The 25,039-nt window shown below is 59.7% G+C and carries 15 protein-coding genes, 1 pseudogene and 1 CRISPR repeat array; of the genes and pseudogenes, 11 read left to right on the top strand and 5 right to left on the bottom strand.

The annotated features are described in order from the left end of the window. Nucleotides 1–67: 67 nt before the first annotated feature. A pseudogene (locus tag L0F51_RS09615) lies at nucleotides 68–345 on the bottom strand (transposase); the annotation flags it as partial. A 1,026-nt stretch (nucleotides 346–1,371) separates the two neighbouring features. Here L0F51_RS09615 and L0F51_RS09610 point away from each other — a divergent pair. Further along, complete coding sequence (locus tag L0F51_RS09610) at nucleotides 1,372–1,530, top strand: hypothetical protein (protein ID WP_234628956.1); 159 nt, start codon at nucleotides 1,372–1,374, stop codon at nucleotides 1,528–1,530. A gap of 162 nt (nucleotides 1,531–1,692) precedes the next feature. Here L0F51_RS09610 and L0F51_RS09605 read toward each other — a convergent pair whose 3' ends face one another. Beyond that, nucleotides 1,693–2,844, bottom strand: coding sequence for a hypothetical protein (locus L0F51_RS09605; RefSeq protein ID WP_234628955.1), 1,152 nt, complete (start codon nucleotides 2,842–2,844; stop codon nucleotides 1,693–1,695). A 1,219-nt stretch (nucleotides 2,845–4,063) separates the two neighbouring features. Between L0F51_RS09605 and L0F51_RS09600 the strand changes: the two genes are divergently transcribed. The 8 genes from L0F51_RS09600 to L0F51_RS09565 all read left to right on the top strand — a co-directional run bounded on the left by L0F51_RS09600 (nucleotide 4,064) and on the right by L0F51_RS09565 (nucleotide 20,383). Next, the gene (locus L0F51_RS09600) at nucleotides 4,064–6,208 is read left to right on the top strand and encodes a hypothetical protein (protein ID WP_234628954.1); all 2,145 of its coding nucleotides are present in this window, start codon (nucleotides 4,064–4,066) and stop codon (nucleotides 6,206–6,208) included. Between the two features lie 1,342 nt (nucleotides 6,209–7,550). Then, a CRISPR array of direct repeats spans nucleotides 7,551–7,874; the repeat unit is 34 nt; unit sequence CTCACAGCTGAGCTGCGGAGACGCCGCTCACGCG. Nucleotides 7,875–8,082: 208 nt separating this feature from the next. After that, entirely contained in the window at nucleotides 8,083–9,873 is a 1,791-nt protein-coding gene (locus L0F51_RS09595) for a hypothetical protein (RefSeq protein WP_234628953.1), read from the top strand. Continuing rightward, nucleotides 9,870–11,753: an RAMP superfamily CRISPR-associated protein gene (locus L0F51_RS09590; RefSeq protein WP_234628952.1), complete on the top strand. Its 1,884-nt coding sequence runs from the start codon at nucleotides 9,870–9,872 to the stop codon at nucleotides 11,751–11,753. The genes L0F51_RS09595 and L0F51_RS09590 overlap by 4 nt, the downstream gene beginning before the upstream one ends. 9 nt (nucleotides 11,754–11,762) lie before the next feature. Continuing rightward, a complete protein-coding gene (locus tag L0F51_RS09585) occupies nucleotides 11,763–13,166 on the top strand; it encodes an RAMP superfamily CRISPR-associated protein (protein WP_234628951.1) in 1,404 nt (467 codons plus the stop codon). Beyond that, nucleotides 13,163–15,661, top strand: a complete 2,499-nt coding sequence (locus L0F51_RS09580; RefSeq protein ID WP_234628950.1) for a hypothetical protein — start codon at nucleotides 13,163–13,165, stop codon at nucleotides 15,659–15,661. The genes L0F51_RS09585 and L0F51_RS09580 overlap by 4 nt, the downstream gene beginning before the upstream one ends. 1,305 nt (nucleotides 15,662–16,966) lie before the next feature. Then, a complete protein-coding gene (cas1, locus tag L0F51_RS09575) occupies nucleotides 16,967–19,144 on the top strand; it encodes a CRISPR-associated endonuclease Cas1 (RefSeq protein WP_234628949.1) in 2,178 nt (725 codons plus the stop codon). A 1-nt stretch (nucleotide 19,145) separates the two neighbouring features. Then, entirely contained in the window at nucleotides 19,146–19,430 is a 285-nt protein-coding gene (gene cas2 / locus L0F51_RS09570) for a CRISPR-associated endonuclease Cas2 (protein WP_234628948.1), read from the top strand. An 8-nt stretch (nucleotides 19,431–19,438) separates the two neighbouring features. After that, a complete protein-coding gene (locus tag L0F51_RS09565) occupies nucleotides 19,439–20,383 on the top strand; it encodes a hypothetical protein (RefSeq protein ID WP_234628947.1) in 945 nt (314 codons plus the stop codon). Nucleotides 20,384–20,606: 223 nt separating this feature from the next. Here the strand turns inward: L0F51_RS09565 and L0F51_RS09560 are convergent, their stop codons facing one another. Next, on the bottom strand, nucleotides 20,607–21,083 hold the full coding sequence (locus L0F51_RS09560) for a deaminase (RefSeq protein WP_234628946.1): 477 nt from the start codon (nucleotides 21,081–21,083) through the stop codon (nucleotides 20,607–20,609). A 72-nt stretch (nucleotides 21,084–21,155) separates the two neighbouring features. Here L0F51_RS09560 and L0F51_RS09555 point away from each other — a divergent pair, with 72 nt between their 5' ends. Next, entirely contained in the window at nucleotides 21,156–21,875 is a 720-nt protein-coding gene (locus tag L0F51_RS09555; protein WP_234628945.1) for a hypothetical protein, read from the top strand. Between the two features lie 67 nt (nucleotides 21,876–21,942). Here the strand turns inward: L0F51_RS09555 and L0F51_RS09550 are convergent, their stop codons facing one another. Further along, nucleotides 21,943–23,013: a DNA cytosine methyltransferase gene (locus L0F51_RS09550; RefSeq protein ID WP_234628944.1), complete on the bottom strand. Its 1,071-nt coding sequence runs from the start codon at nucleotides 23,011–23,013 to the stop codon at nucleotides 21,943–21,945. A gap of 50 nt (nucleotides 23,014–23,063) precedes the next feature. Then, nucleotides 23,064–23,591 carry a very short patch repair endonuclease gene (locus tag L0F51_RS09545; RefSeq protein WP_234628943.1) on the bottom strand — a complete coding sequence of 176 codons (528 nt, stop codon included), beginning with the start codon at nucleotides 23,589–23,591 and terminating at the stop codon, nucleotides 23,064–23,066. Here L0F51_RS09545 and L0F51_RS09540 point away from each other — a divergent pair. Next, entirely contained in the window at nucleotides 23,567–25,039 is a 1,473-nt protein-coding gene (locus L0F51_RS09540; protein WP_234628942.1) for an ATP-binding protein, read from the top strand. The two genes, L0F51_RS09545 and L0F51_RS09540, sit on opposite strands and share 25 nt — an antisense overlap.

Genomic DNA, 25,039 nt, shown 5'->3' with positions numbered 1-25,039 from the left:
CCCTATGAGCGGGGGAGCAGCGTGAAGCCATTCACGGAACGACGCGCCGGAGCCGTCGTAGTTAGAGGGTTGCGGAGAACTCGGCTGGAGTGTTCCAGCCGAGCTGAGAGTTGGGACGCGCCGTGCTGTAATCGGTGTGCCAGAGCGTTGTCCGTGCATGAGCGAAAGAAGAGAGAAGCATCTCACTCCGAAGCTCGTCGCGCAGACTGCCGTCGAAACTCTCGATGAAGACGTTCAGCATCGGCTTGTCATGAGCGATGTAACACCACCTTGGCCTGTGGCTGAGGCCGGGGTGGTATTTGAGGTGAACTCGCTGCCGTTATCTCTGACAACCATCTTGGGTTGCAAGCATCCACTGAACCCCATGTAGCGGAGTGGCGCGGGATGTCTGGTTGTGTCCCCCTTAATTCTGCGGGGGCGGCTGTTTTCCATCTGAACACACATCTGCTGCCAGCATGATTCACGTAACGGACGGTGAGGCGACCTGCCTCGACGTGAGTCCCGGCGTGCCGCGGCGACGCTGGTTCCCGCCGGTTGATCCCGCTCGATGGGAGGAACTGGCGCCCTGCAGGCGGCATGGCCCGGCGGCTCCGTGCGTGTCCTCCGGCGGCTGGTGGAACGCCTGCTGTTGGCGTGCGACAGGTGGAGGGCGGAGGAGGAAGTGCAGTCACCCGGGCGCGATGCCGTGGCGCCGATGCCGTCTCAGCCGAACAGCGTCTGCGTCGACTTCTTTCCAGCTGGCGTGTTCGCACAGTTCGGAAAAGTCGAACTCACCCTTTTGCCCTTCTGCCGGGGGCCGGAAGCGGCCCGACCGCCGATAACGTGCCTGCACATTATCATGAGTTGCGGATTTATCATGAGTTGCGGATTTTTGTGACATGGCCTCGAGACAAAGGTTTCAGACCTCTGCGCATTGGTTTCGAAGGTCGAGACATGCGTTCCGCTTCTCTGCGCCGACGTTTCGACCGGCTACGCATGTGTTTCCAAAGCCTGAGACTTTTGTTTCACGATGTGTGTGTACGGCAGGATAATGTACGCGCACGCTGCGTTGAGGCGGCGGCCTGCGTCCGGGTGTGGCGACAGGACGGGGAGCGCCGGAGGCCTCTACACGGCAATGAGGATGACGTGGGATGCCGAGGCGCCGCGGCATCGTCTCGCGTCACGTCGGACAGCTAGGCTGCGTAAGCTGAGGTCACGAGAAAGCCCAAGCCACGTTGCCCGGAGCAGCGAGAAAAACAGCGAGCCTATCGCGCAAAGCAGAAGGTGGAACGGATCCCGTCACTCGACGACGTCGCCCGCATCGTCCTGCATTGGGCCATCACCGGCGCCCTCGAACCCGGTTAGGAGAGACAGCTGTCCGGATTGCGCAAGATGGTCATCGACCGCCTGGTGGAGCAGGACTTCTCCGAAGAAGGTGCAAGGCGTCGTTTCGACGAGATCGTAGAACGCTACGAAAACGGCTGGAACTTCCGCGCCAAACCCCATCTGCTGCGGATGAAGGAAGGCATTCCCGACGACGAAGAGCCTTGATTCCCTCGTTACTCCCTGAAACGGCGTTACGGGTCTTGTGCATCGGCATGCGGCGCAATTCTCTCGGCGATCTCAATGCAGGAGGCGGAGATGTTAGACGGAGCGTTCGAGAGCAGGCGCCATTGTTGAACAGATTGGAAGGCGATCAACCATCAGTCTGCATTATGTGGGCACTCCCACATGCCCGCTTCGGACACATGCGAGGAGCTGCCGGAACTCCTCATCATCACTGTCGCCCTTCCAGAAATTGACGAACTGACAGACGACTTGGAGGTTGCCGAGTTCGTAATGTCCGTTGCTGTCGATCCGGTCGAGCGATGGAAGAAAATTCTTGTCACCATCGGGCTCATGCAGATTGAGCCTGATGCCTGTCAATGCGCATCGGTTTTGCTGACGGGCCAGAAGAACCCGGATATGAGCCTCCAGTTCATTGGCGCTCATCCGGAGCTCCTTGTTCTTCAACGTTCTCAGCACCTTCTGCCCATTGGCGTTCCGGACGGTGCTTTCGACATTAATGCGCATCGTGAGGACGGCCTTCTCGACGCCGCCGACGACCCGTCCCTCGTGCTTTCTTGGGCTTGTGGAAGCTCCGCCCGTTTCCATCTCCTCCTTCAGTAGTGTCGAGAATATCCAGCAGAACGAGTGTGCATCGATGAGCCGGACGTTTTTGATGTCCGCAGCTTTGGCGATCATTGGGCGCAGTGTGTTCAGGACTGAATTGAATGTCGTGTAATTCTCCCAGCTGCAGTGGCGGAGCGTCGTGAAGTCGATGTTCAGTGTCGCGAAGGCGCGATCAAACCCTGTTGGCTGAATCGGCATGAAGCGATCGTCATCCTTCAGAAAGAAGAGATAAGCGAGGAGAGGATATCGGCCGCGAAAGAGATGGTTGAGAGCTTCGAAAATTGTGCCTTCGTCCTCGTTGCGACGGTAGAGGCCGAAAAGAAGCCGCTCAACCTTTTGGCGGAGACCGGCGTCCTGTTGCGCCTCCAGCAGAACTCGATGTTCCCGATTGGCGTGTCCGAAGCGGTTCTGCCAGAAGACGAGGTTGTTGGTGAGGTTGAGGTGGCTGTCCTGAATCTCGATTGCCTCTATCGTTCTTGAGACGATCGTGCCGGACCCGATGTCCGATTCTTCCCATGTTTCCAGTTCCAGCTTGCCGCGCGCATGGTCTCGCAGGCGAGGTTTGTAGTTCTCCCAGACGGCGGCCAGCCCCTCATGAAAACCGTGAAAGGGATGGCCAGACCGGCTCTCGATCAGCTCCTGAAAACGAACAAAACCTGCTCGGAAACTCTCGTTGTCGATCTGGGGCGCCACCGCTCTTCTCCTGCCGCGTTTGAACAAGCCGCCGGGAAGCCCTGCGGCAGTCGCTGCTCCTGCAACGCGGCAGCATCAGACACAAGAGGACATGCGCACGCAGGCCGATTAGTTTCATGGGTTGAAGAAGTCTCTGCCCGCGAGGTTCAGAGGCTGTCATCTTCAGAGGTAAGATAAGAAAAACCTCCGAGAAATCGTGCGATCTGGCGAAATCAGGCTCAATCACCAGTGGCGATGACATGTCGCTTTCGGGCGCGAACTGGCATGCGACTGCGACCTTTGAGGAGCTGCCTTTCTGACGACTTCATGCCACAGAAAGAATCAAGCCAATCTGGAGGGCGGCATGGGGCAGGAAACGGAAGAGTCGTCGCTTGTGGTCGTCTCGGTTGGTGATCTCGATACGCTCCAATGCGCATGGTGGCTCAAAGCGTTAAAGGAGAGAGGCGTCGATTTCGCGTGGTTTGTTATCCAGCAGGGGGAGAGCCCTGCAACGGAGATGCGAAAGGATATCCGTTCCAAGCTGGCGAATTCGCTTGGACGATCGTCGAGAGAAACGAAGCCCGCGTCGCTTCTGTCTTCCATGTCTGTTTATTTAGTTGGCGATTTTGCTCCTGCGGTGCCTCAGTATCTCGAAGCCCTCGGGGGGCGCTGCGAGAGGCTCTGCTGGACGGATCACCCATCGCGCCTTGAGGCTCTGGCCGAATGGCTGAAGGCGCATGGGCTTGCAGGGAAGGGCTTCTGTCCCAGCGAGAACGCGCTGCTCATGGCTCGCGCCGCCCATTGTGACCGCGACGGCTGGCTGACTGCGAAAAGAGATTTTCGTAAATACCGGTCCGCTCGCGAGCTTGATGCGGCGATCCGTCAAACTGTCGCGGGTCTCCCCGAACTACTCCACCGTCTCGCGGAGAAGATCTGCACGCCGGTGAACGGGAAGGAGGATGCAAAACATAAGGACTTCTGCAACAGTCTCCGCGTCCTTCTCCATGAGGCATCCGCTAAGGGACAAAATCGCCTGGGTGATGCTCTCAAGTATGCCTCTTTGGACACCGAGGACCCCAACGCTGTCAGTCCGTTCCCTGTCCGTCTGACGACGCGGCGTAGCGCCGCTGCGGGAACTTTCGGTCCGGTGCTTGATCTCGGCATCGTTAAGGTCGGCCACCTGCCATGGGTGCTTGACGCCTGGGAAATTGAAAAAGCGGACAGCGGACCCTCTGCGGCCATGGCTCCTTTCGACCCGAAGCTCAAGATCGAGCGTTCGGTGTTGATCCTTGGCATCGAGACCGAGCGGTATCCTCGCCTGATCAACAATGGGTCCCTCAGGGCCGTTCGAAAGCTCGCCTTCTACGGCCCGCGGACGCTGGTCGAAGAGATCCAGGTTCTCGCGGAGGGGGCTGGTCTCGTCGTGGAGGACGACGCGCGCAGGCAGCGTGCTGCCATGCCCGGCATCTTCATTTCGGCGGAAGCCGATCGGCCCTTTGCGTCCGCCTTTTCGGCGTCTGCCGGTGAGACCGACAGGCTCAGCGCATTTGCGGACCAGATCATCGACAGCGTGCTTTCCGGCAACAGGCCCGTGGAGCGCTTGCGGACGCATTTCTTCGCCGCCTTCGACGATCCGGAGAGAGACTGTATTCGTCTTACGAGGCGACACTGGTATTTCCCGGGCTGGCCGCGGGTCTCGCCGGATCGAAGAGAGCAGACGCTCGCCAATTCCACCAACGAAGAGCGCGCGTATTTTCTGCCGGAACTTCGAGGCAGGCTCTTCGGAGATGCCGATCCTTCGCCGCTCGCGGTGCGCTCGTTTGAGATTCCTCTGGGACAGGATCTCCGGCTCGTTCTCGACCACGGCAATTATGATGTGCCGATTGATTTTTCGGTCGCAGGCGCATGGCTGCATTTCTGCGGTGGGGTCGTCCTTCTCGAATGGGTTGTCGAGCACGAGGCTGAAAGGGCTTGTGAGCAGGAGCGGCAGGCGGATGTCACGGCGCAGTTCGAGGCGATAACGAAACAGCCTGAAGAATGGCATGAACGCGATCCTGTCTCCACCATGGAGCGCTCATCCCGCAGCCTCTGGACCCAGCTTCTCAACCGGGAAACCCCTCCACTCACGCTCGCCCAGGCGATCGACTTCAACGCCGAAAGTCGGTTCACGCACCATACTTATCCGCGCCTTGCGACCGACCGGGGCGGCAGGATGAAGAGCGCCGTCCTCTCGCTCGCCGCAAAGGGTGAGGAGAAGGCCAGGCTCGTTTTCTCAGCACCTGCGAGCGGCCCTGGCGGGACGATGACCGTTGAGAAAAGAAAGCCTGTTGTCGCCTGGCTCCTCTCCCGGGCCCTCGGTGCTGGTGGGAGGCGACTTCTCTCCAGCCAGCTCAGCGACGACCGTGCCCGTGTGCTCACGTCGCTCGTTCTTTTCGGCAATCCCGGCAAGGCCCCCTCGGCCAGGGACGCACAAGAGATCGCGCTGTCTCTCGTCAGTGTGGTCGACCCCTACGGGACAGGCTTTCCCTATGACGAGGAGGTGAGCCGGGAGGAGCTGCGGGCGAGCCTTTATCGCCGCTTTGCCAGTCTTGGCTCCAACATCCTCGTGACCGAGCATTCGATGAGCTTCATCTCCTGGCGGGGCGGAAACCGGCCTCCTTCCGACTGGCCGGGCCACGCGGAGGCCGCTCCGGCGCGGTTTGGTTTTGCCGAGCATTTTATCCATCCCGATCACATGAACGGGGTGTACCGGCGCATGTTCATGCACTTCCTTTTTCTGGAGGCGGAGCTCCGGTCGATCAGCCGCCAGCTGGTCGAGCTGGAGAATGCCCGTGGCGATGAACGGCGTGCCATTGGGCATGCCACGCGCAGCGCCGTTGCCGACCTTCGGCAGCGCATGACCCTCGCCGCCTCGAGTCTGCGCCAGACCATGCTTTCGACGCAGCTTCAGGGGCGCGAGCTGACCGAGAAGCTGGCAGAACGCTTTCGCCTCGATCGTGAATGGGATGCGCTCGATCGAAAGGTGGGCGCGCTGGAGAGGATGGTGGAAGACGAATATGCCCGCACGGACACGATGCGGCTCGGCGTGCTCTACTATCTCGGAATTCCGTTCATCATCGCCGGTTTTATTGCGACGGCGCACCCCGGAAAGCCTGCGGATACCGAAAGCGCGCTTGCGGCCCTTTACTGGCCTGTCGCCTGGATCGCTTCCGTGCTTCCTGCAGGCATGGGCAGCGAAGTCAGAGAAGCGATCGCCTTTTTTGCCGTTGTCGCGGGAGTTTCAGCCGCCGTTTTCGTCTTTGCCAATCGGATTTCATGTCATCTGCGTGGCCTCACGAGATCTTCCGGGCGCTTCTGGGATTGGCTGTTGCGTCGTTTCGAATGAATTTCGGTGCGAGGCAGCTTGTATCCCCGCGGACGAAGGCTAAATATATGTAAATGCATAGTGATTTGGGTTTCAGACGTCAATTTTTACAGTCTCTTCTGCCAAATTTTCCGACCCCCGCGGAGTTGCGGCAATATTCCTGGTTTTTCGGAGATGCTTGCGTGGGGTAGGCTCACAGCTGAGCTGCAGAGACGCCGCTCACGCGACTCAGGGTCGAGAGGCCGGCAAGGCGATCAGATAGTGACGGTGTTCCCGTCTCACAGCTGAGCTGCAGAGACGCCGCTCACACGACCCAAAGCGGCGACGGGGGGCCGTTTTGTCGAGACGCCAGTCTCACAGCTGAGCTGCGCGGGGGGGGGGGCTGCTCACAGGAGGGGTCACGTGCGCTGACCTTGTTCGTATGTCTCGGGCTCATCGGCTGTGCCGACCTCGGTCGCGAATGTCTTCGTCTGCCGCATGGGTCAGGTCGCCCGCGCCGTCGTGGTCGTTTCCATGGCTGTCTCGGATGCCGTTTGCTGCGCCACCTTGATCGAGCGGCCGTAGAAGCTTGTACCCCCGCGGAGATGATTTAACTCATTTGACTGTAGGACAAATTCGGACTTCCAGGCTTCGATTTGTTGAAGCTTGCTGGTTGATGCGCTTACCCCCGCGGAAATGTCTCCAGATCTTCGATTTGTCAGAGGTCTTTGGAAGGTATAGGGTCAGCAGAGAGCTGCGGAGACGCCGCTCACGCGACGTGACGCTGAGTGCCTCCTGCGCATACTTCAGGGTCAGCAGAGAGCTGCGGAGACGCCGCTCACGCGACGCGGCCAGTGAGGGCCGAGCAGGGCAATGACGCGGGTCAGCAGAGAGCTGCGGAGACGCTGCTCACATCGGTCGCTCCTTGATGTTTATGGATGCGGTCGTGAAGGCTGATGGGGCAGTGGCCTGTCTGCCAGCATTCCAGCCGTGGTCGCCGCTGGCCGCGCGGGTGTTTCGGAGATCGTGCCGTCGGGTGGTTCCGGTGGCGGTGAGGGACTAATTTCGTCGCGCGGTCTTGTCGCGATCGTCCTTGGACGCAATTACCTCGGCGACGGAGTTTCACGCCAATTTGCCCAATGACGGTTTCCGAAGACTTGTGGCACCGACATCGGCGTTGCTGTGGGGGAGACGACGAAGCCAGCCGGATCTTCGAACGTGAAGCATGGCCTTTGACCCCCGCGGAAATGCTTTAAACAGCTCAACTTGCTGGTATAACTGGCGTGTTTGTTTCCAAAGTATGCCTTTGGGTCGATGTCGGATCCTATCCCCGCGGAGTTGCGGCAATATTCCTGGTTTTGCAGAGATGCTTGCGTGGGGTAGGCTCACAGCTGAGCTGCGGAGACGCCGCTCACGCGCCTCTGCGTGCCGCAGAGTTCACTGTTGTATTCTCACAGCTGAGCTGCGGAGACGCCGCTCACGCGCCGCCGATACCTCAAACTGTTGCGGACAGAACCGTCCCTCACAGCTGAGCTGCGGAGACGCCGCTCACGCGCCCAAAGCATAGGCTCCCGCCTTATCCTCGTATTCAGCGATAAACTCACAGCTGAGCTGCGGAGACGCCGCTCACGGCGACTGCCGGGTTGTTCCTTCTAGAAGGACTTTTCTAGTGGACTCACAGCTGAGCTGCGGAGATGTCCTCCGTCCGTGACGTCACAGAGCCGTCGATATCTCTTCGCCCGAGGGCGAGAAGGTGTCCGGACCTCCTGTCCTTCAGAAAGAAGTCCGTGACATCTGGCCCAGGCGGTCTCGAGATCTGCCGCCATCACCTGCGGCTTTCTGCGCTTTGCGTGTTCGCGGACGCTCGTTATTGTTTCGTCGAATAAAGAGACTGCCATCGGGGGAGGCGGTTCAGTATGACGCGACTGGTCCTCAGAATCGCGGGCGTCAATCTCGAGAATACGGCATTTGATACGGATGATCTGGCGACGGTCCGCGGTTCAAGCTGGGCGCTTCTGTCGGCTGCGACCTGTTTTGGCTCTGTCTTCTGCGAGTATTTCGCTGCGACCGGGTCGGATGACGTGGACGTCGATGAGATTTATGCCGGCGCATCTGCCGCTCTCTTTCGCATCCGCGCGCCGCTCTCCTGTGAGGACGTCGTCGAGGCCGCGTCGCAGCTCCTGCGAGCTCAGGGCGACGCAAAGAACCTGTGGCCCAAAGAGCTGCAGGCTGTCCTGCGGCATCTGACCTTCACGGTCGTTGCCGAGGAGGATGATGGCAGGGACTTTGCCGATCTCGTGCGCGGCCTGGAGAACAGCGCGGCGCGTGAACAATACCGTCAGCTCGACGTCGATCTGCCGGAGCTGCTTTCCACCTCCGAGAGAGTGGATCGATTGGCGCATGGGAAGACCGACGATGCCTGGCGACTGGACCCGTCCTTCCCCTGCGCCATCGACAATGTGCGGCCGCGGGCGGAATTCGGCTGGCGCTCCGTGCTGCGGCCGGAAGACGGAGAGAGGAGGGCTGTGCAGGACGTGCCGGTCTCCGCCTCGGTTGCGGCGCGCAAGCATTTCGGACGGACGGGAAGACGGAACATCTTCTACGAGGAACATGCAGGGCTCGACAGGGCGCCGGGTTTTGGCTTCTCCGACGATTTCGAAGAGATTGCAGCGGAAGACGTGCCCTCAAGTATTCCGGGACGCCTCGCGCGGCGCATGGCCGTTCTTTACATGGACGGAAACAGGTTCGGGCGCTTGCGGAAAGCCTTCGTGAGGCAGGATCCTGTCGGTGCCGAGAAACGGACTGGAGAGTTCTCCTCCTGCATCATCGCGCCGCATCGCAGAGCGCTTCTGAAGGGGCTGGTCGAGGCGTGCAAAGCCGCCGATGCCCTCCTTCTGCAAGAGCCGAGAAAGAGGAGGCTGGATGGGGAGAAGGAAGAGCGCCAGATGCCGGTGCTCCGTTTCGAGACGCTGCTATGGGGTGGAGACGAGGCCTGTTTCGTCTTCCCAGCCTGGGGGCTGCTGACGGTCCTGCGTTTTCTGGCGAGGTTCCTGAGGGATGCCGCGCCGGTGTCTTTGCCTGACGGGCGGAGCGTGCCTCTCACCTATGCGATCGGCGTTGCGATCTGTCGTCACAAGACGCCGATCCGCCTGGTGCGGAAGCTGGCAATGGAGCTCTCCGACAACGCCAAGGAGCGTGCGATCAGAGATGATGAACGTGAGCTCGATCTCGCCCGCCTCGCCTCCTTTGTCGATATCACCACGCTGGCAGGCTACGAAGTGCCGCTTAATGGTATTGGCCTCGACCGCGAGCATACGGAAAACATCGCGAAGGAGGACCAGCCGAAATTCTATCCGCTTCCGCTATCAGATCTGGAAACAATTCTGGATGTGCTTGGCGATATCCGCGGGATCTCCGGCGAGGAGGCCAGGGGCATCCCACGCGCCCGCCTCGTCGATCTGTTCGAAGACATCAGAGAGTGTGGCGACCTCGCGGGGAGCTATCTGGCGAGTGCGAAAGAGGTGCAGCCGGTCCGTGAATTGTTCGCCAAGGCGAAATATCTGCGCCGCAATGACGAGCCGTTTGGGAGCGAGTATTTCGAAGAAGAGATTGTGCAACGGCTTCCAGCCGCGCCGCTCTCCTTCCTGCACCATGTCCTGGCTCTTTGGGATCACCTTGGTGCGGACGAGGGGGAAGAGGCAGCATGAAAATGAAGCGGTACAGCTGGTCCCTGAAGATTGCGGTTACAGCGCCCTTTCTGACCGGCGGTAACGAGAGCCTCCTGGCCGGTGTCGACAACACGCTCTACCGCGACGAGGAAGGGCGGATCGCACTGTCTGGCGCCCAGATTGCGGGCCATTTCCGTCATTTCCTTTTCCAGGTTGCCGCGGCGGAGAAAGCGGCGAATGAACAGCGAAGGCAGGACGGCAAGCCTGATGTCGAGCCGCTGGTACCATCCGCCCTCCGCTTCAAATGGCTCGGCAGGCCGGGCAGACAGCTTCGCAACCCTGAGGAAATGGAGGATCTTGGAGTTTATGAGGGCGAAGCCGAGATCTCGGCTCCTGACTGGAGCGCCGACAGCGAGCGGGCGCGCCTGACATTTCGCGATTTGCCGCTCAAAAAAGAGGATAAAACCCCGGGCAAACATACTCGCACGCGTATTCGGCTCGGGGAGATGACGGGCGCCGTCGCTCCAGGCGCATGGCAGATTCTAGAGCAGTCCCATCTTCCTGGTGCGGCGGCCGTCTTCGAACACGACGAGCCCACCGTAGAGCTCTATGGCACCGACGAGGAAGCGAAGGCTTTCAAGAGAGCTTTCGAGCCTTTCCGGCATGCGCTCGTCGCAATTGGCGCAAACAAGGGCCAGGGGTTCGGTCGGGTTGAGGCGGATGGCATTTGCCTGGAAAAGCGCGAGACAAAGGACCTCTCAATTCCGGCTTGTGCACATGCAGGCCCGGATGACTGGTCGGTGAGCTTCGAGCTCTCTCACCCGCTTCTCGTCTCGCCAAAGCTCTATTCCGGCAATCTCTATCATGGCAGTGCCACCATCCCCGGTTCTGTGATCAAGGCTGCGATCGCCGAATTCGGTGCGCTTGCCTGTCCGGGCTTTCAGAAGGAGTTCGGTGCGGCGCTCGCCAGAATGCATGTCAGCCACTTCCGGCCCGCGGAGGCCTATGGTGACCTGCCGGGAAGAGAACGAGGTTTTGATATCGTCAAAGTCCCTGAAGCCGGCGAAGAGGATTGCCCGTGTCACATCCACGAGGCAGAAAAAAACGATGGCCGGAACATATTCGAGGTGGACTGGAAAGATCCCCCGAAGAGCAGGTGGGAGCCGAAATGGGTGACGCGCACGCGCACAGCTGTCACTCTCGGCGAATTCACTGCCGATGAGCATCGCCTCTTCAACTACCAGTGCGTCAGCCAAATCCACACCCGCTGGTACGGCCGTATTGTGCTGCCGCAGAAAGGTGAGCAGGAAGAAACGGCAGAGCATGAGGCGCTGAAAGAAAAAGCCCACCAGCTCCTCGCTTTCCTGAAGAGTGATGTGATCCAGATCGGCAAGCTGCGGTCAGGCGTCATCAGCGTCGATCTGAAAGAGAGTAATCCGCCTGGCGCCGTGCCAATGAATGATGGCAGCTGGCGCATCGTCCTGCAGACGCCCGCCCATCTGCTGGACATCCCGCAAATCCGTCGATTGCAGAACGGGGAGAGGCTTCAAGACGTCTACGCCGACCTGCTTCGCGATATGCTTGGGCCGACAGCCGCGACCGCTGTCGACTGGGAAAAGCTTGAGATCTTCGCGCGGCACGAATGGGCCGGAGGACGCCAGGCGGTGCGCTACGATCGCGAGATCGGCGGAGAGCCCTCCTACTATCCCTATCTGCTGACGAAGCCCGGGACGGTATTCATCCTGCCTGTGGCCGAGGCCGATACGAAGGCCCAAGACGCTTTGTCGGGTTCGATCGCGGAGATCGCACGCCTGGGGCTGCCTTCGACAGATCGCATTCGGGGCTGGGAAAGGGCGCCGTTCCTGCGCGAGTGCGGTTTCGGTGAGGTTGTCGTCGGCCCGCCAGAGCGTCTGTCATAGGCACCGAAGATGCTGGAATACCGAACCTTTTCCTTCCGTATCGTCCTCCTCTCGGACACCCATGTGGGCGACGGAACCGAGGCGCCGCTCAAAGATCTCTGCGATGGCGATCGGAAGGCGGCGTACAAGCGCTTCGAGGCCGCCACGAAAGGTGAAGATGTCGACGGGACGACCGCTCTCTTCGCTCGGGGAGACCGCGGTCTCCCGGTGATCGCGTCGACGGGGTTGCGTGGCGCGTTGCGCAGGCTCCTGGCCGAACAGGACGAAAAGCTCGCGGAAGAGCTTTTTGGTCCCGCACTCCTGGCGGACGGTGCGACGGTCGAGTCCGGTCACGCTGGGCTTCTGTGGCTCTGCGGTGGGCTGGCCGACCCCGCAGTCATCCCCAGCGGCTGTGAGGAGCTGCCATTCTGGGACCCGGCGAAACTCACGTACATTCTGCCAGGCAATGCGCGGGACCGCGACACTGGTGCTGTGGAGCGCTACAAGCTCTACAACACGGAATACGTCCCGGCTGGTGCTGAATTCTGTTTTGACGCTGTGTTTCGCGGAAGCGAAGATACCGTTGGATCGAAGGTCGAGCCGCTTCTGACGCTGATGGCGTGCCCAGACGGCTTCAAACTGGGGGCGGCACGAGGTTATGAGTACGGCTTGGCGCGTCTCGCCGGTGCGCTGCGCAAGCCTCGCCATCACAAGTATTCCGTCGTCGGCCGCAGTTTCGCCGCTCCGACCCCTTTCGAACTCGGGCCGGGACGATCGAATGGCCGCAATTACAGAGAGTTTCGGATTTCCTGTCCAAAGCCGTTCTTCATCCAGGATCCGATCCGACACCGCACAGACGAGAACCTCGACTGGCAGGCCCTGCAACGGGAGCCCAATTACCCTGTCATCACCGGCAAGGCTTTTCTTCAGTGTCTGCGCATGGTGGCCGCCAGGCTGGAGCTTGAGGAGGCGCTGTCTGAGGATGGTAGTCATCCATTTGCGTATGAGGCCAATGATCTCCCGGTCGACGATCCCGGAGGACATCTCCGATCCCTTGATCGTCTTGCAAATCTGACCAGGACGCAGCGCCTGTTCGGTGTTCCTGGCTGGGCAAAAATCGTCAATGTTCACCGTGTGTTGGTCGATCCGGAGCCCCCGGGCGTCTACCGCGCCCAGACGATCAAGCTCGACACATTCACGCAGGGTCCGATCGACAATGCCCTTGTCGAAATGAAGGTGCCGGTCGGGGTCGGGGCAACGATCTGGCTCGACGTGCAGCAGAGGCGTTACCCGCAGGACTTTGCCGAGGAAGAGCAGGACCTTGCATTTCTGGAACGCGTCCTTGAGCGGGCGCGAATGGAGGATGCAATCATGCTGGGCCACGCCTCGGGTGCAGGCTTCGGCTGGTTCCGGCTGGAGGAGGCTGCGGCATGACCGATGACGGTCCCTACTACGAGATTGAGTATCTGCAGCGAGATAAGAAGAAGAATATCACGGGCCGAGCTCGGATGGGCTCCGAGTATCAGTTTGTGCCGACAGCTCCGCGCGTCGAAGCTGCTCCGCTCGCCAGGCCGGGGCGGGGCGACGAGACGACACCCGAGCTCAGTCATTTGCGGCCAGTGCCCGGCGGCCTTTCTGGGGTCATCTGTGTAGATTTCATCGCCGAAACACCGGTGCTTTTTGGCATGGCGCAGGAGGAAATGCATCGCGTCAAACCTGACCCAGAGAAACCTCATGTCGTAGAGAAGAGCGTTGCCGTCACCCGCCCGACCTCACTTCCGCTCAACGGCAGAAATGTCTTCTGCATGCCGGGCCGCGCGGCGCGAGGCATGATCAAATCCGTTTACCGTATTGCTACTGCCTCCGCTCTGGAGCCGGTCAACAAGCATCATCATTTCGGCAGTCGTTTTTTCGAGTATCGGCAGTTGCGAGGCTTTTCCGGGGGGAAAGGTAAGCCGCCGATTCCTTCGCTTGGGCGCGGCTGGCTCGTGCCCCGTCAGATCAAGGCAGGGATGTCAGATGAGACGACGTGGGAGTGGACGCTGTTTCCGGCCGGAGCACAAGGCGCGTCTTCCGATATGTCGTTTGCGGATCTGGCGGGTTTTCTTTCTCAAGAGAAGCAAAAGCGGTTTCAAGAGGACTGGAGAAACTACGACCTGGGACGACGGCGACAGCAGGCACGTCAAGAACCGTTTCAGAAGAATTTGAAGGATCGCCTTAGTGACGGCGAATACCTGGTGATCACCGGATCGTTCGGGACGAAACGAAAGGAGGCGGTCTTCGCGGCCAAGAGCAAAGGCGCTGAGCCGATCCTTACTGAAACACCCGGCTTTCATTCCCGCCCCGGACCTATCGAACTCTTTCTGAAGATCAATTCGGACTACCACAAGCAAGGTGGGGTTTTCCCCGATGGAAGCACGCGCAGCGTCACCGGAAACCTCCAGTTCTTTCTTGCCGACTATGCGCAGTATCTGCGTTCTCAGGGCCGCGGAGGTGCAGAAGAGCTTCTTCGCGATATGGGCCTGCCCAGTTACTGGGGGAAGCCGGACAGCAACGGAGAGAGCGACCGGCCGAACCAGCATGCTGTTGCGGAGCAGGGCTTTCCGGGCATCCCGGTCTACTACATTGACTTTTCGACGCGGGATCGGCCATCCAAAGCTTCGGTTGCGACGGGCCCGAACAGTGACCAGATCTTTCTTGGCACGGCGCAGGTGTTCAAAATTCCGCATCGCTTCGGCGTGGGGGATGTGCATAGCCGACAGCCGAAAATCTGCTTTGACCGGAAGAGTTTCACCGACTGGACCGATGCCCTTTTCGGCTCCGAGGATGCCTGGGGCGAGAGTTCCGACCCGTCGACGCTGCGAGGGAGAGATCGTGAGCAGACCCCGCTCGCTTCGCGTCTCCGGTTTTCTTTTGCGCCCGCGGACGACGCGCAGCCAATGGAAAGCATCTACAAGGTTACACAGGGCGCGCCAAAGGCGTCGTTCGATCCCTACTATCTATGGGAGACGCAGCCCGGATCGGAGGTGTCCGACAAGAGCCTGATGAAGGGCACCTGGGACAGCGAGACCGTGGTGCTCGCCGGGCACAAACGCTATCCTGCGTGCCGCCCTTTTGATGAGAGCTTCGGTGACCCCTGGGCGGAGGAGATGGCGCTCGGCAAGGTCGAAAGCCTCGTGCAACCGCTCAAAGCAGGTGCGACGTTCCGGTTGGAAATCCGCTTTGAAAATCTGCATCCGCTGGAGCTCGGGGGGCTCTTGTGGAGCCTTTCGTTTGGCGACCGCAGGGTGTTTTTCGAGGACGGTGTGAGCGACTACCGCCATGTGGGTGGACGGCTTCGCAACAAGGGGCTCGGACGGCTGCGGCCCGCTCATGCCCGTTTGAAGTCTTTGCGGCAGAACCCCATGCCGTCAGGTCTGTGCCTGAGTGATCTTGGTGACCGGAACATTCAGATCGACGCGCTTTTGCTTGCGTTTGAGAGCCAGATGGGGCGTCGCTTTCGCGCCCAGTATTCGAAGGAGAACGATTCCGTCGCAGCCGGCTATCCGGACATGAAAGCGTTTTATATGGCGCCGCCGATTCGGACACTGATCAATCTAAGTAAAAGTGATTGGGTGGACGAAGAGCGAAGAGCGGGTGGCGACTCGCCGATTCACGATCTTCCTGTCGGTCCGGCTGGAAATAAATTGAAGAATACGAAATATTTCCTGCCATTTGTTGAATTGCGCAAGGCGCTCTACCTGAAATCCGCTTACCCAGATCCGTCGCCTTACGTGAAGAGGCCGATCGAGGCGCTGCTGGACGCCTTCTTCGAGCCGGAAGCTAAGATTCCGGATGAGGCGCTGCTTAGGGAAAGGCGCGAGCTGGCAATCCTGGAAGCGCTGCGCGATCCGCTCGCTGCCCTGCGGAAATGGCGACAGACGGACTGATCCACGGTCGCGAGCTCTTCAGCCCGCTCTGAGAGGCTGTGCCAGGACTTGGCCGTGGCGTGGTGCTCAAGGCAGCTGTTCAGCAGATGCGGCTGCTGCGCAATCTGATCCATCTTCGACCATTTCGTTGATTCTTGCTTGTTGCCGATGACCCCATGCTTCGGGCCGTCCGGTCTCGGACATGCGGCGATATCCGCGCGGCGCCTGTTTCGGATCTCGCGAGCTCTGCACTCAGTCTGGTCCCCCGCGGAAACCCGTCCTTCGACGGAACGGGCAGTTTCGATTGAACTCAGGGGACCCGCTTCAGATCGAGACTGACGGCCGCTGCGTCCCCAGGCGCTACCGCGCTCGCCGCGATCGCGTGAGCGCTCCGAAAGCAGCTCAAGGCTGACTGAAAAAAGGCTTTTGTATTGGCCGGCCTTAGTCGCGTGAGCGCTCCGAAAGCAGCTCAAGGCTGACCCTAGCTCGGGCAAGAGATTGTTGCAAATCGGAAATTTCCGCTATTCTCCGCGGGGGCTGGTAATTCGATCCTTATCGCAGGGCGAATGCTTCCGGTCAGGTCTAGAACCTCTTTTCTATCCAGCATTTAAGATTAATCCGCGGGGGTGCCAGCCGTTGAATGTTGCGGACAGCAGGGAGACTGTCCTGTGCGTGGGTGCGACTGGCGTCAAAAAAAGCCCTTCTGCCGTCATGTGAAGCCTTTCGGGAAAGAGTCCATCTTCTCGTGCCGCTTTTGGTGCGGGGCTGACCCCGCAGGTCCGCAAAAGAGCAGCGGCTGCGTCATCCGCAGAGAGGCGTGACCTCCTTACACGCGAACCTCTCCTTACTCTCCAACGGTATCTTCCCGCTGGTGATGGAGCTCTGCGTTCAGGGAGGCCCTTGGTACTGCGCGACCGCCGGGGGGGGGGGCGAAATGGGTTCAGGTGTCCACCGAGAGCGCCTTCCCGAGAGCGCGCACGATCATCGTCAAGTCGATGGCAAAAAGCGCTGTGGAAGCAGCTCAATGCTGAGGACCGCCGATAAGGTCGAAAAACTGTCGCTGTGTCGCGTGAGCGCTGTGGAAGCAACTCAATGCTGAGCTTCAACATGGGCCAGTACTAAGGCCCGTGCGATCTTTGTCGCGTGAGCGCTGTGGAAGCAGATCAATGCTGAGCCTATGCCTGGCAAGCCTTTGATGCAAGTTGAGAAATTTTACGTATTTCCGCGGGGATTTTGCCGCAGAGCAATGGAATTTCTAAGTTGCCTGGCTTCTGATAGAAATTAGCTTTGATATACATATAGATAGGCAGAATCCGCGGGGGTTCAATGTCTGTTCGACTTGCGCGTCGCCAGAAAGGCGGTCATCGCGACTTCTCGGTGTTCGAGGAATCAACCTCTCTTGCCATGCTGCACCGGGCCTTCCACCGCGTGGCGGCGAACAGGGGGGCTGCCGGGGGGGACCGCGTCACCATCGGTGCCTTTGAGAGGGGGCTCGATTTCCGCCTGAAGAGCCTCGCCCATCGATTGCGCACGGGTGCGTACGAGCCAGGTCCGGTGGCGACTGTTGATATTGCCAAACGCAGTGGGGGTGTCCGGACCCTGCGCATCCCATGTGTTGCCGACCGGGTGGCTCAGACAGCCGCCCATCTCGTGCTGCAGCCTCTTCTGGAGCCGGAATTCGAGGAGCACTCCTATGGCTACCGGCCCGGCCGTTCTGTGCCACAGGCGCTTGAGGCGGTGCGGGCCTTCCACGCGGCCGGATTCACGCATGTCGTCGATGCCGATATCTCAGCCTATTTCGACAATGTCCCGCATGTGCCGCTCGTGTCTGTCCTTGCTGATTATGTTCCTGAGCCCGCTTTCGTCAGTCTTGTTCTGAAGTGGCTGGGGCTTTCGGCAGAGCCAGGGCGAGGGTTGCCGCAGGGGGCGCCGATCTCACCCATTCTGGCGAATCTTTATCTCGACCACGTGGATGAGGAGGTGGCGAAGGCGGGGTTTCGCATGGTGCGCTACGCCGACGATTTCGTGGTTCTGTGCCGAAGCCGCCAGCGCGCCGAGAAGGCTCTGCAGTTCGTGGCGAGGCGGCTCGAAGAGCTGCATCTTTCGCTGCATCCGGAGAAAACGAGAATCCGTTCCCTCGATGAAGGGTATGTCTTTCTGGGCGCACAACTGACGGGAACAGGTCTTGCCGCGCAGGTCGAGGCTCTTGCGGATCTGCCGGACGAGCCGGAGAACGACGGTTCTCCGGCTTCAGGAGCGCTGCGGGGTCAGCTTGCGACACCGCCTGCGCGTCGGGTGGCAGGGCGCGAACTTAAACTGCGGAAGATCGGGTCATCGCGCCTGCCGAGCCCTGCGTCCTCTGAGACGGTTGCTGAGGATCTTGCGGTCTATCTTGCCGAAGGTGACGAGCCTGCCCGTCCGGGCGCAGCGCACGAGGCCGCGGACCCCTCGCGCTACGCTCCTTTTGTGCGGCCCGCCTACCTTCTGCAGAAGGGGCGGGAGCTCAAACCCTATGATGCTGGCTTCGGGGTTTACGACGAGGGTGACCTTCTCGCGGTGATCGCGCCGGGAACCATCGACAGGATCGATGTCTTTCCGGGAGCGGCGATCGATAGCGATGCCATCCGCCGGGCCGCCGAGCTGCGGATCTGCGTCTTCTTCGTCGATGGCCGCGGACGTGTCGTCAGTTCACTCGCCGATGAGCGGCCGTGGCGGTCTCGTCTCCACCTTGCCCAGGCAAGGCATGCTTTCGATGAGAGCCTGGCCCTTGATCTCGCCCGCCGTTACGTGGCTGGGCGAATCTTCAATGCGCGGCGGCTGATCCAGCAACTTCGCCAGCGTCTGGACGACAAAGAACGGGCAGAACGTTCCAACCTTGAACGTGTGATCGGGCGGCTCGACCAGCACCGCAGACGTGCGGAGGTGTTTCCTGGGTATACAAATGTCGACGCGGTACGGGGAGAGGAGGGGGCTGCAGCAAGGCTCTACTGGCCTGCTCTTTCGAGTCTCGTCAAACGCGGCTTTGGGGAGGAGCGTTTCCTCCGTTCGCGCCTGCCGCCGGAAACGGCTTTCAACACCGTTCTCAACTTCACTGCCCATCTGCTGCGGCGCGACGTGGAGACGCTCATCATGCGGCGCGGCATCCACGCCGGTTTTGGTGTGCTGCACCGGCCGGACCGGGCGCGGCATGGGTGCGTCTTTGATCTCATGGAGGAGTTCCGCGCACCGATTGCCGAAGCCCTTTCCGTCCAGCTTCTTTCTTCCGGAGAGCTTGGGCCCAAGCATTTCTCCGAGATGATGCTCGACGGAAAAAAGGCAGTCCACATCGTCGAGGAGGGGCCGGGGAAGCTCATCCGCGCCTATGAGCGGCATGTCGATCACGTAATCAACCATCCGGAGGGGGGCAAGACGAGCTGGAGGGGCGCCATCGACCATCAGGTGACGCGCTATGTCCGACACGTCCTCGGCGAGGAGCCTTACGAGCCATTCAGGAAGGATCTTTAGGATGAGCGGGCGACGCCTCTACGTCTTTGCTTATGACATTGCGGACGATCGGCGGCGCGGCCGGGTGGCGAGCCTTCTCGAAAGCCGCGGACTGCGTGTCCAGGAAAGTGTTTTTGAGCTCCGAGAGACGCAGCGCGGTGCCGTGGCGCTGGCTGCCCAGCTGAAGAAGCGGATGCGGCCGCCGGACAATCTGCGGGTCTATCCGGTGCCCGGCTCTGTGCTTGCAGATTGTATCGCGATCGGTGGTGCGCCTGTCGCGGAAGATGGCGACTTCCTGATTTTTTGAGAAACGCGATGGCAGCCGACCGGAAGCCCGAGCCTCATCCACGGATCGATGATTTTCTTGATACGCCGATCGTGGAGCTCTCGCTTGAGGAGCTTCCCTCCTTCTGGCGCACCACACGTGTGACTATCGATTTCGACAGGCCTGCTGATCTCGAAGGTGGCATGCGCCTTCCCGCCGCAATCCGTGGGGCGCTGGGCGAGCCATTGCGGGCGATCGCCGAAAGGGACACGGGCCACCCTCTTGGCTCGCTTTTTCATGTGATGTTCGCCGACCATTGCATGTTTGCGGAAAGATGGCATGTGCCCAAACCCTTCGTCATATGGGTGAGGGAGGGGGCAGAGCAGATACGTGTCGAGATTTCGCTTTTTGGCGAAGCGGGCTGCTTTCGGGAGCAACTGATCGAGGCCGTTCTGCGCGTGATGACGCCTGTTGCGAAGGGTGGTGAAGGCGGGATCTCGCTTATGAACGGGCGGCGAACAAGGCGCATCTGGCCGCTGCGTGATCTCTTCTGGCAGGAAAGCGGACAATACCTTCCTCCGCCGCTCAGGCGGCGCTTCATTCTCTCTTCGCTGACGCCGTTCGGGCTGAGTAACCAGCAAACTGTCCGCCATAGTCAGACGCAGCTGATTGCATCGATTTTCAAGCGCATTGCGGGGCTTGCGCGCTGGCATCGGGTTCAGATGGAACGTGATCTCTCGTTCTCACGGATTGACGAGCTCGTGCGCGAAATTGAGGTCTATCCGCTGTTGGAACCGTGCCTGTCGTCAGTGTCCAGACGTTCGCGTTCCTTCCAAACGAAGGAGCGCGTTCAGACGGGTTTTTCCGCGAGCCTTAAAGTTAATGCCTTCCCGCCGGAACTCTGGCCGGGCTTCGTACTCGGTACACTAACGCATGCGGGCTACGACGTTCCTCAGGGATATGGGCGTTACGAGATCGGTGTGCCGTGGTCTTGAATTCAACGGCGCGCGTTGGCACTGAGTGTGCGAGGAGTTGACTGGTGGGCAGTGCCTTCAATGAGCGCCTGTAGAGCCAGGGCTGAAGCCCATTCACCACGCCTGAAGAAAGGCGTTGGCCGAAGGGCTGGGGCTCAGACCTACCCAAGATCAGAAAGAAGGCGTGCAGTCAAATATAAGTTGAATTTTTCGTCGGCGTTATCTGTGTTTTAATGAGCTGACTTCAGTCTATAAATGTGTAGTATTCGATATCAACCTCAGCCAGTTCCAGAACTTCTTTCGCGTATCGATAATGTTCAATCCAGCGCGCATCGCGCTCTGAGTCACATCCGGCGTTTGGTACAACAAGGCGTCGGATGCCCGTTATAGCAATCGCGCGGGCGCAGTCTGCGCATGGGAAGAGTGTAGCGTACATGGTCGCTCCGCGCAGATTCTGTCCCTGCGCAAGGGCATCAAAGATCGCGTTGCGCTCACCGTGCTCCATCATATAGTATTTCCAGTCAGGATTTATTGCGATCTCGGATTGAGCTTGAGCCTTAGTTATCCCCAGGCGCTCTGGAGGCCTGTTCACTCCCGTCGAGACAACGTCGCCGGACTGGTCTACTATGACTGCGGCCACAGGGCGATGGGGGTCATAGCTGTTCAGCTGAAGGTCTGGTAGTTTCTGGATGAATGTCTTGTCTTGTTTGGAAATGCTCATGTGTCTGGTTTTTCTTGAATTCTTAGATGCCTACCTGGTTTTCGCAGCACTTCAGTCTTCCGAGTCGCAGAGATGAATCTGCTAAGTGGGGAGGAGTTAGATCGAGAAAAATTCTTTCGGGGTGGTCGGCCTTCTCCTCAAGCATCGAGTTTTGATCTTTCAATAGGAAGAATTTACGACGACAAGGGGGCAGAGGTATGCAGCCCTTTCACTCTCGACCCGGGGCATATGGTTCAAGTTGTGTCCGCCGAGATTTTTAATCTTCCTAGTACGATAACTGGCCACGTTACTTATAAAACAAGCCTCACTAAGGAGGGCATATGGGCCCTCACCGTCGGGATTGTGGATCCTGGCTGGGACGGCCCTATCGCCACCACCCTGCTAAATTTCAGCAGTGTAAAGCATACCATACATAGAGGAGATAAGTTCCTTAGGGTCTCCCTGTTTCAGCACCCACCTGTGGATGAAAGAAGGCTTCGGAAGTCACCTCCTCTTTCGGAGTACTATAAGCATATCCAATCCCTCGCTGCCTCTAGGTTTCCCACCACGTTTTTGAATAGCGAGGAAATCGCAGCGAATGCTGGAAAGAAGGTGCTTGCGCGGATACGATTAGAGGGCTTGGCTTGGGTCGCTCTTGTTGCGATCCTCTTTACGGCTATTCAAGTTCTTTCTCCGCCGATTGCAGATATGTTTCGAGGCGCAATATCCGACAACGACGTTCGCGTTCTGGTGCAGAAGATTGAGAAGCTGGAGTCGAAGGTCGAGTCTTTGGAAGCTGAACGGCAAGAGTAACCCCAAGATCCGAATGCCTCTCACATGACCAAATCGCTGCCTAATTGACCGGAGGTTGGTGCATTTGTTATCTTCCGACATCCCAGAATGATGGTTCATCTTTGGCTGGCGCAGATGAAAACGGCCGCGTGGAAACGACCTCTTCTCGCGCAACGAGCGTTTTCCCGGCAAGAGGACTGTGGATGTCCCCGATCGCAGTGAGTGAATGCAGAATGGCCTCCATGACCGGAGGGGCGACGCCGTTCCCGAGCATCTTGATGCGGTCGCGGCGGCTGCCGCGGTTGAAAAGATAGCTGTCGCGAAAGCCCATCGCGGCGCGGAGCTCGTCCACCTGCAGCATCCGGAGCATCGGCTCCAGGCCTTCCCAGGTGACGAGACCGAAGCGGTCGAGCGTGGTTAGCGTCCGCAAAGGCTTGTCCAGGCGCTGCCAGCCCCCGGAACCATCGGAGCCGTAATAAACGATCAGGAAAGGCACGCCTTTTCCCAGCTCCTGCATTGCCCGTCCTGCACGCTCGATGGTCGGCTTCGCCCTCTTTTCGGAGTAGAGCGGCTTTGAAAGCCAGGGTCCATCCAGCTGGACGACGTCGCCTGCCGGGCGATGGCGAATGACGCCCGGGAGGACAGGAGTGGGTTCCCCATCGCGGTCACAGAGCACGAAGAGACGTCGGCGGGTCTGCGGCACGCCAAAGTCAGCGGCATCAAGCACCTGAGGGCGGATCCGGTAGCCGATGTTGCGCAATTCAGACAGCAGTGGATCGTAGCCAATCCAGTTCCGTAACTGCACGACATTCTCAAGCACGATCCAGCGAGGCAGAAGTTTCTGCGCAAAATTCAGCACGTACTGGGATGTGCGGCGGCTGTCTTCGCAACGAGGCTTGGAGCCCTTCGCCGGGCTGTGGTTGGTGCATTCCGGCGAGGCCAGGAGGAGGTCGATCTCCCCCTCCCGTATCTCGGTTTCAGGCTGGCTGTCCGGTCCGAGCTCGCGGGTCTCGACCGTCGCATCAGGGAAATTGTCCTGATAGGTCTGCGTGGCGAGAGCCCAGGCATCAATGCCACGTATGACCTTAGCCCCCGCCATACGTGCTCCTTCGCTGGAACCTCCGGCGCCGCAGAACATGTCGAGGACCTGAATCGTCATCTGGAACGCTTTATCAGAAAGGCTCTGAAAAGCCAGGTGGCACGTGGCCGCTATTTCTCATGCCTCTGCTCGTCCAAGCACTTGAGTATCCGCTCTCGGACACGTTCAGGTGTCTCTTCGATCTGATGCTCCCAGATCCTAAGGACCCTCCAGCCTGAGCGGCGGAGACGGGCATGGTTGCGCGCATCCCGGCGGCGGGTCGCCTCGATCTTCTTTTCCCATTTTTCTGACAGTTTCAGACGCCAGCGTGGGAAGTGCCATCCGTGCCAGAAGTCGCCATCGACGAAGATTGCGACACGCTGTTCCCGAAATACGAAGTCGGGCCTGCCCGGCAGATCGCGCACTTGCAGCTCTGGTGTGAGTCCCAGATCAAGAAGGATCGATGCGACGGCCCGCTCTGGTCCTGTATCCCGCCCTTTGATCCGGGACATGACCGCGCTGCGCGTTTCGGCGCTCATGATATCGCCGCGATGCTGTCGCGTCCCATCGCCACCAGGTTGAAGTTTCGGTAGCCTGTTTCGGACTTTTCTCGATCGGGCTTTTTCTTCCGGCAATGCGTCAGCTTCCTCCTTCAGCATCAGCTCTTATCGGCTCACTTCGCGGCGTCGGGTATTCGCTCGAGACCGCTCTCGCCGATATCGTAGATAACAGCATAGCCGCAGGCGCCCAGCGGATCGACATGCGCTGGGACTGGGTGGATGGGAATCCGGTTGCCGAGATTTCCGACGACGGCTGCGGCATGAGCGAAGAGGCTCTTCTGGAAGCGATGCGATTTGGCGGGATGGGGCCGCAGGTCGTCAGATCCGAGACAGATCTCGGTCGCTTCGGTCTCGGTCTCAAAACGGCATCATTCTCCCAGTGTCGCAGTTTGAGTGTGGTTTCCAAGACAGCCGAGGGGACCTTCGCCTTCACCTGGGACCTGGATCAAGTCGAGGCTGCGGGAGGGGCATGGTCCCTCATCGACGGCGCTGACGGCCTACCTTCCGACAGCCTCGATGCCCTGGCTACCAGACCATCGGGAACGCTCGTTGTCTGGAGGAAGGTCGATTTTGGGCGTGCTTCGGATTTCCCAAGCCATGCGGCCTTTCTGTCCGACCTGGAACGCTCCGAGCGCCATCTCGGGATGATATTTCATCGCTTCCTCCGGGGCGATGCCCGGCGAATCTCGATCTTCCTGAATGGGCGAGAGATCTCGCCGTGGGACCCATTCATGGAAAATCATCCCGCGACCAATCGGAGCCCGGAGCTCAGAGTCAGGACTCCCGGCGGCCTCGTCCGAGCACGAGGCTTCGTGCTGCCGCACCGCGACCAGTTCCGCAGCGAGCAGGAGTACGAGGCTGCGGGTGGTATCGGTGGCTGGACCGTCCATCAGGGCTTCTACGTCTATCGACAGAAGCGACTTCTTTCCGCTGGTGGCTGGCTCGGGCTTGGTGGAAGCCGCGCCTGGACTCGCGAAGAGCCCAGCCGACTTGCCCGTATCGCAGTCGACATCCCGAACACGGCGGACCAGGACTGGCGGATAGACATCCGCAAGGCCATTGCACGGCCGCCTGACACCGCGCGTCGGGCGCTTCTCAAGATCGCTGAAGACATAAGAAGTAAGGCGAGGGAGGTCTTCATCCACCGTGGAAACCATGGTCCTCGCTCCCCCAAGGAAGAAGTGGCGCGCATGTGGGACGTTGCAGGCCCGGATGACTCTCGCCGCTACAAGATTCGACGCGATCACGACCTTGTAGCTCTCTTGAACGAGCAGCTGGACGATACCGGCAGGGGCCTTCTCGGTGCACTGCTTGATCAGATTGAGCGGACTGTCCCGGTCGAGCGCGTATGGTTCGATGTCCATGACCAGGGCGTGCCAGCCAGGGCCGGTTCAGATAATCTCGTTGATGCTGCCATGTCCATCGCACGCATGATGGTAAAGACGGGAATTCCGATAGATGAGGCTGCGTCGCGAATACACAGAATGGACCCCTTTGACACAATAGAAAATCTGCCCGAGAAGCTTCTCCAAGCTTGGGGGAGCTGA

The sequence above is a fragment of the Afifella sp. H1R genome, from assembly GCF_021462425.1.
In the GTDB taxonomy this organism is placed as follows: Bacteria; Pseudomonadota; Alphaproteobacteria; order Rhizobiales; family Afifellaceae; genus Afifella; species Afifella aestuarii.
This window is presented reverse-complemented; position numbering and strand designations above follow the sequence as displayed.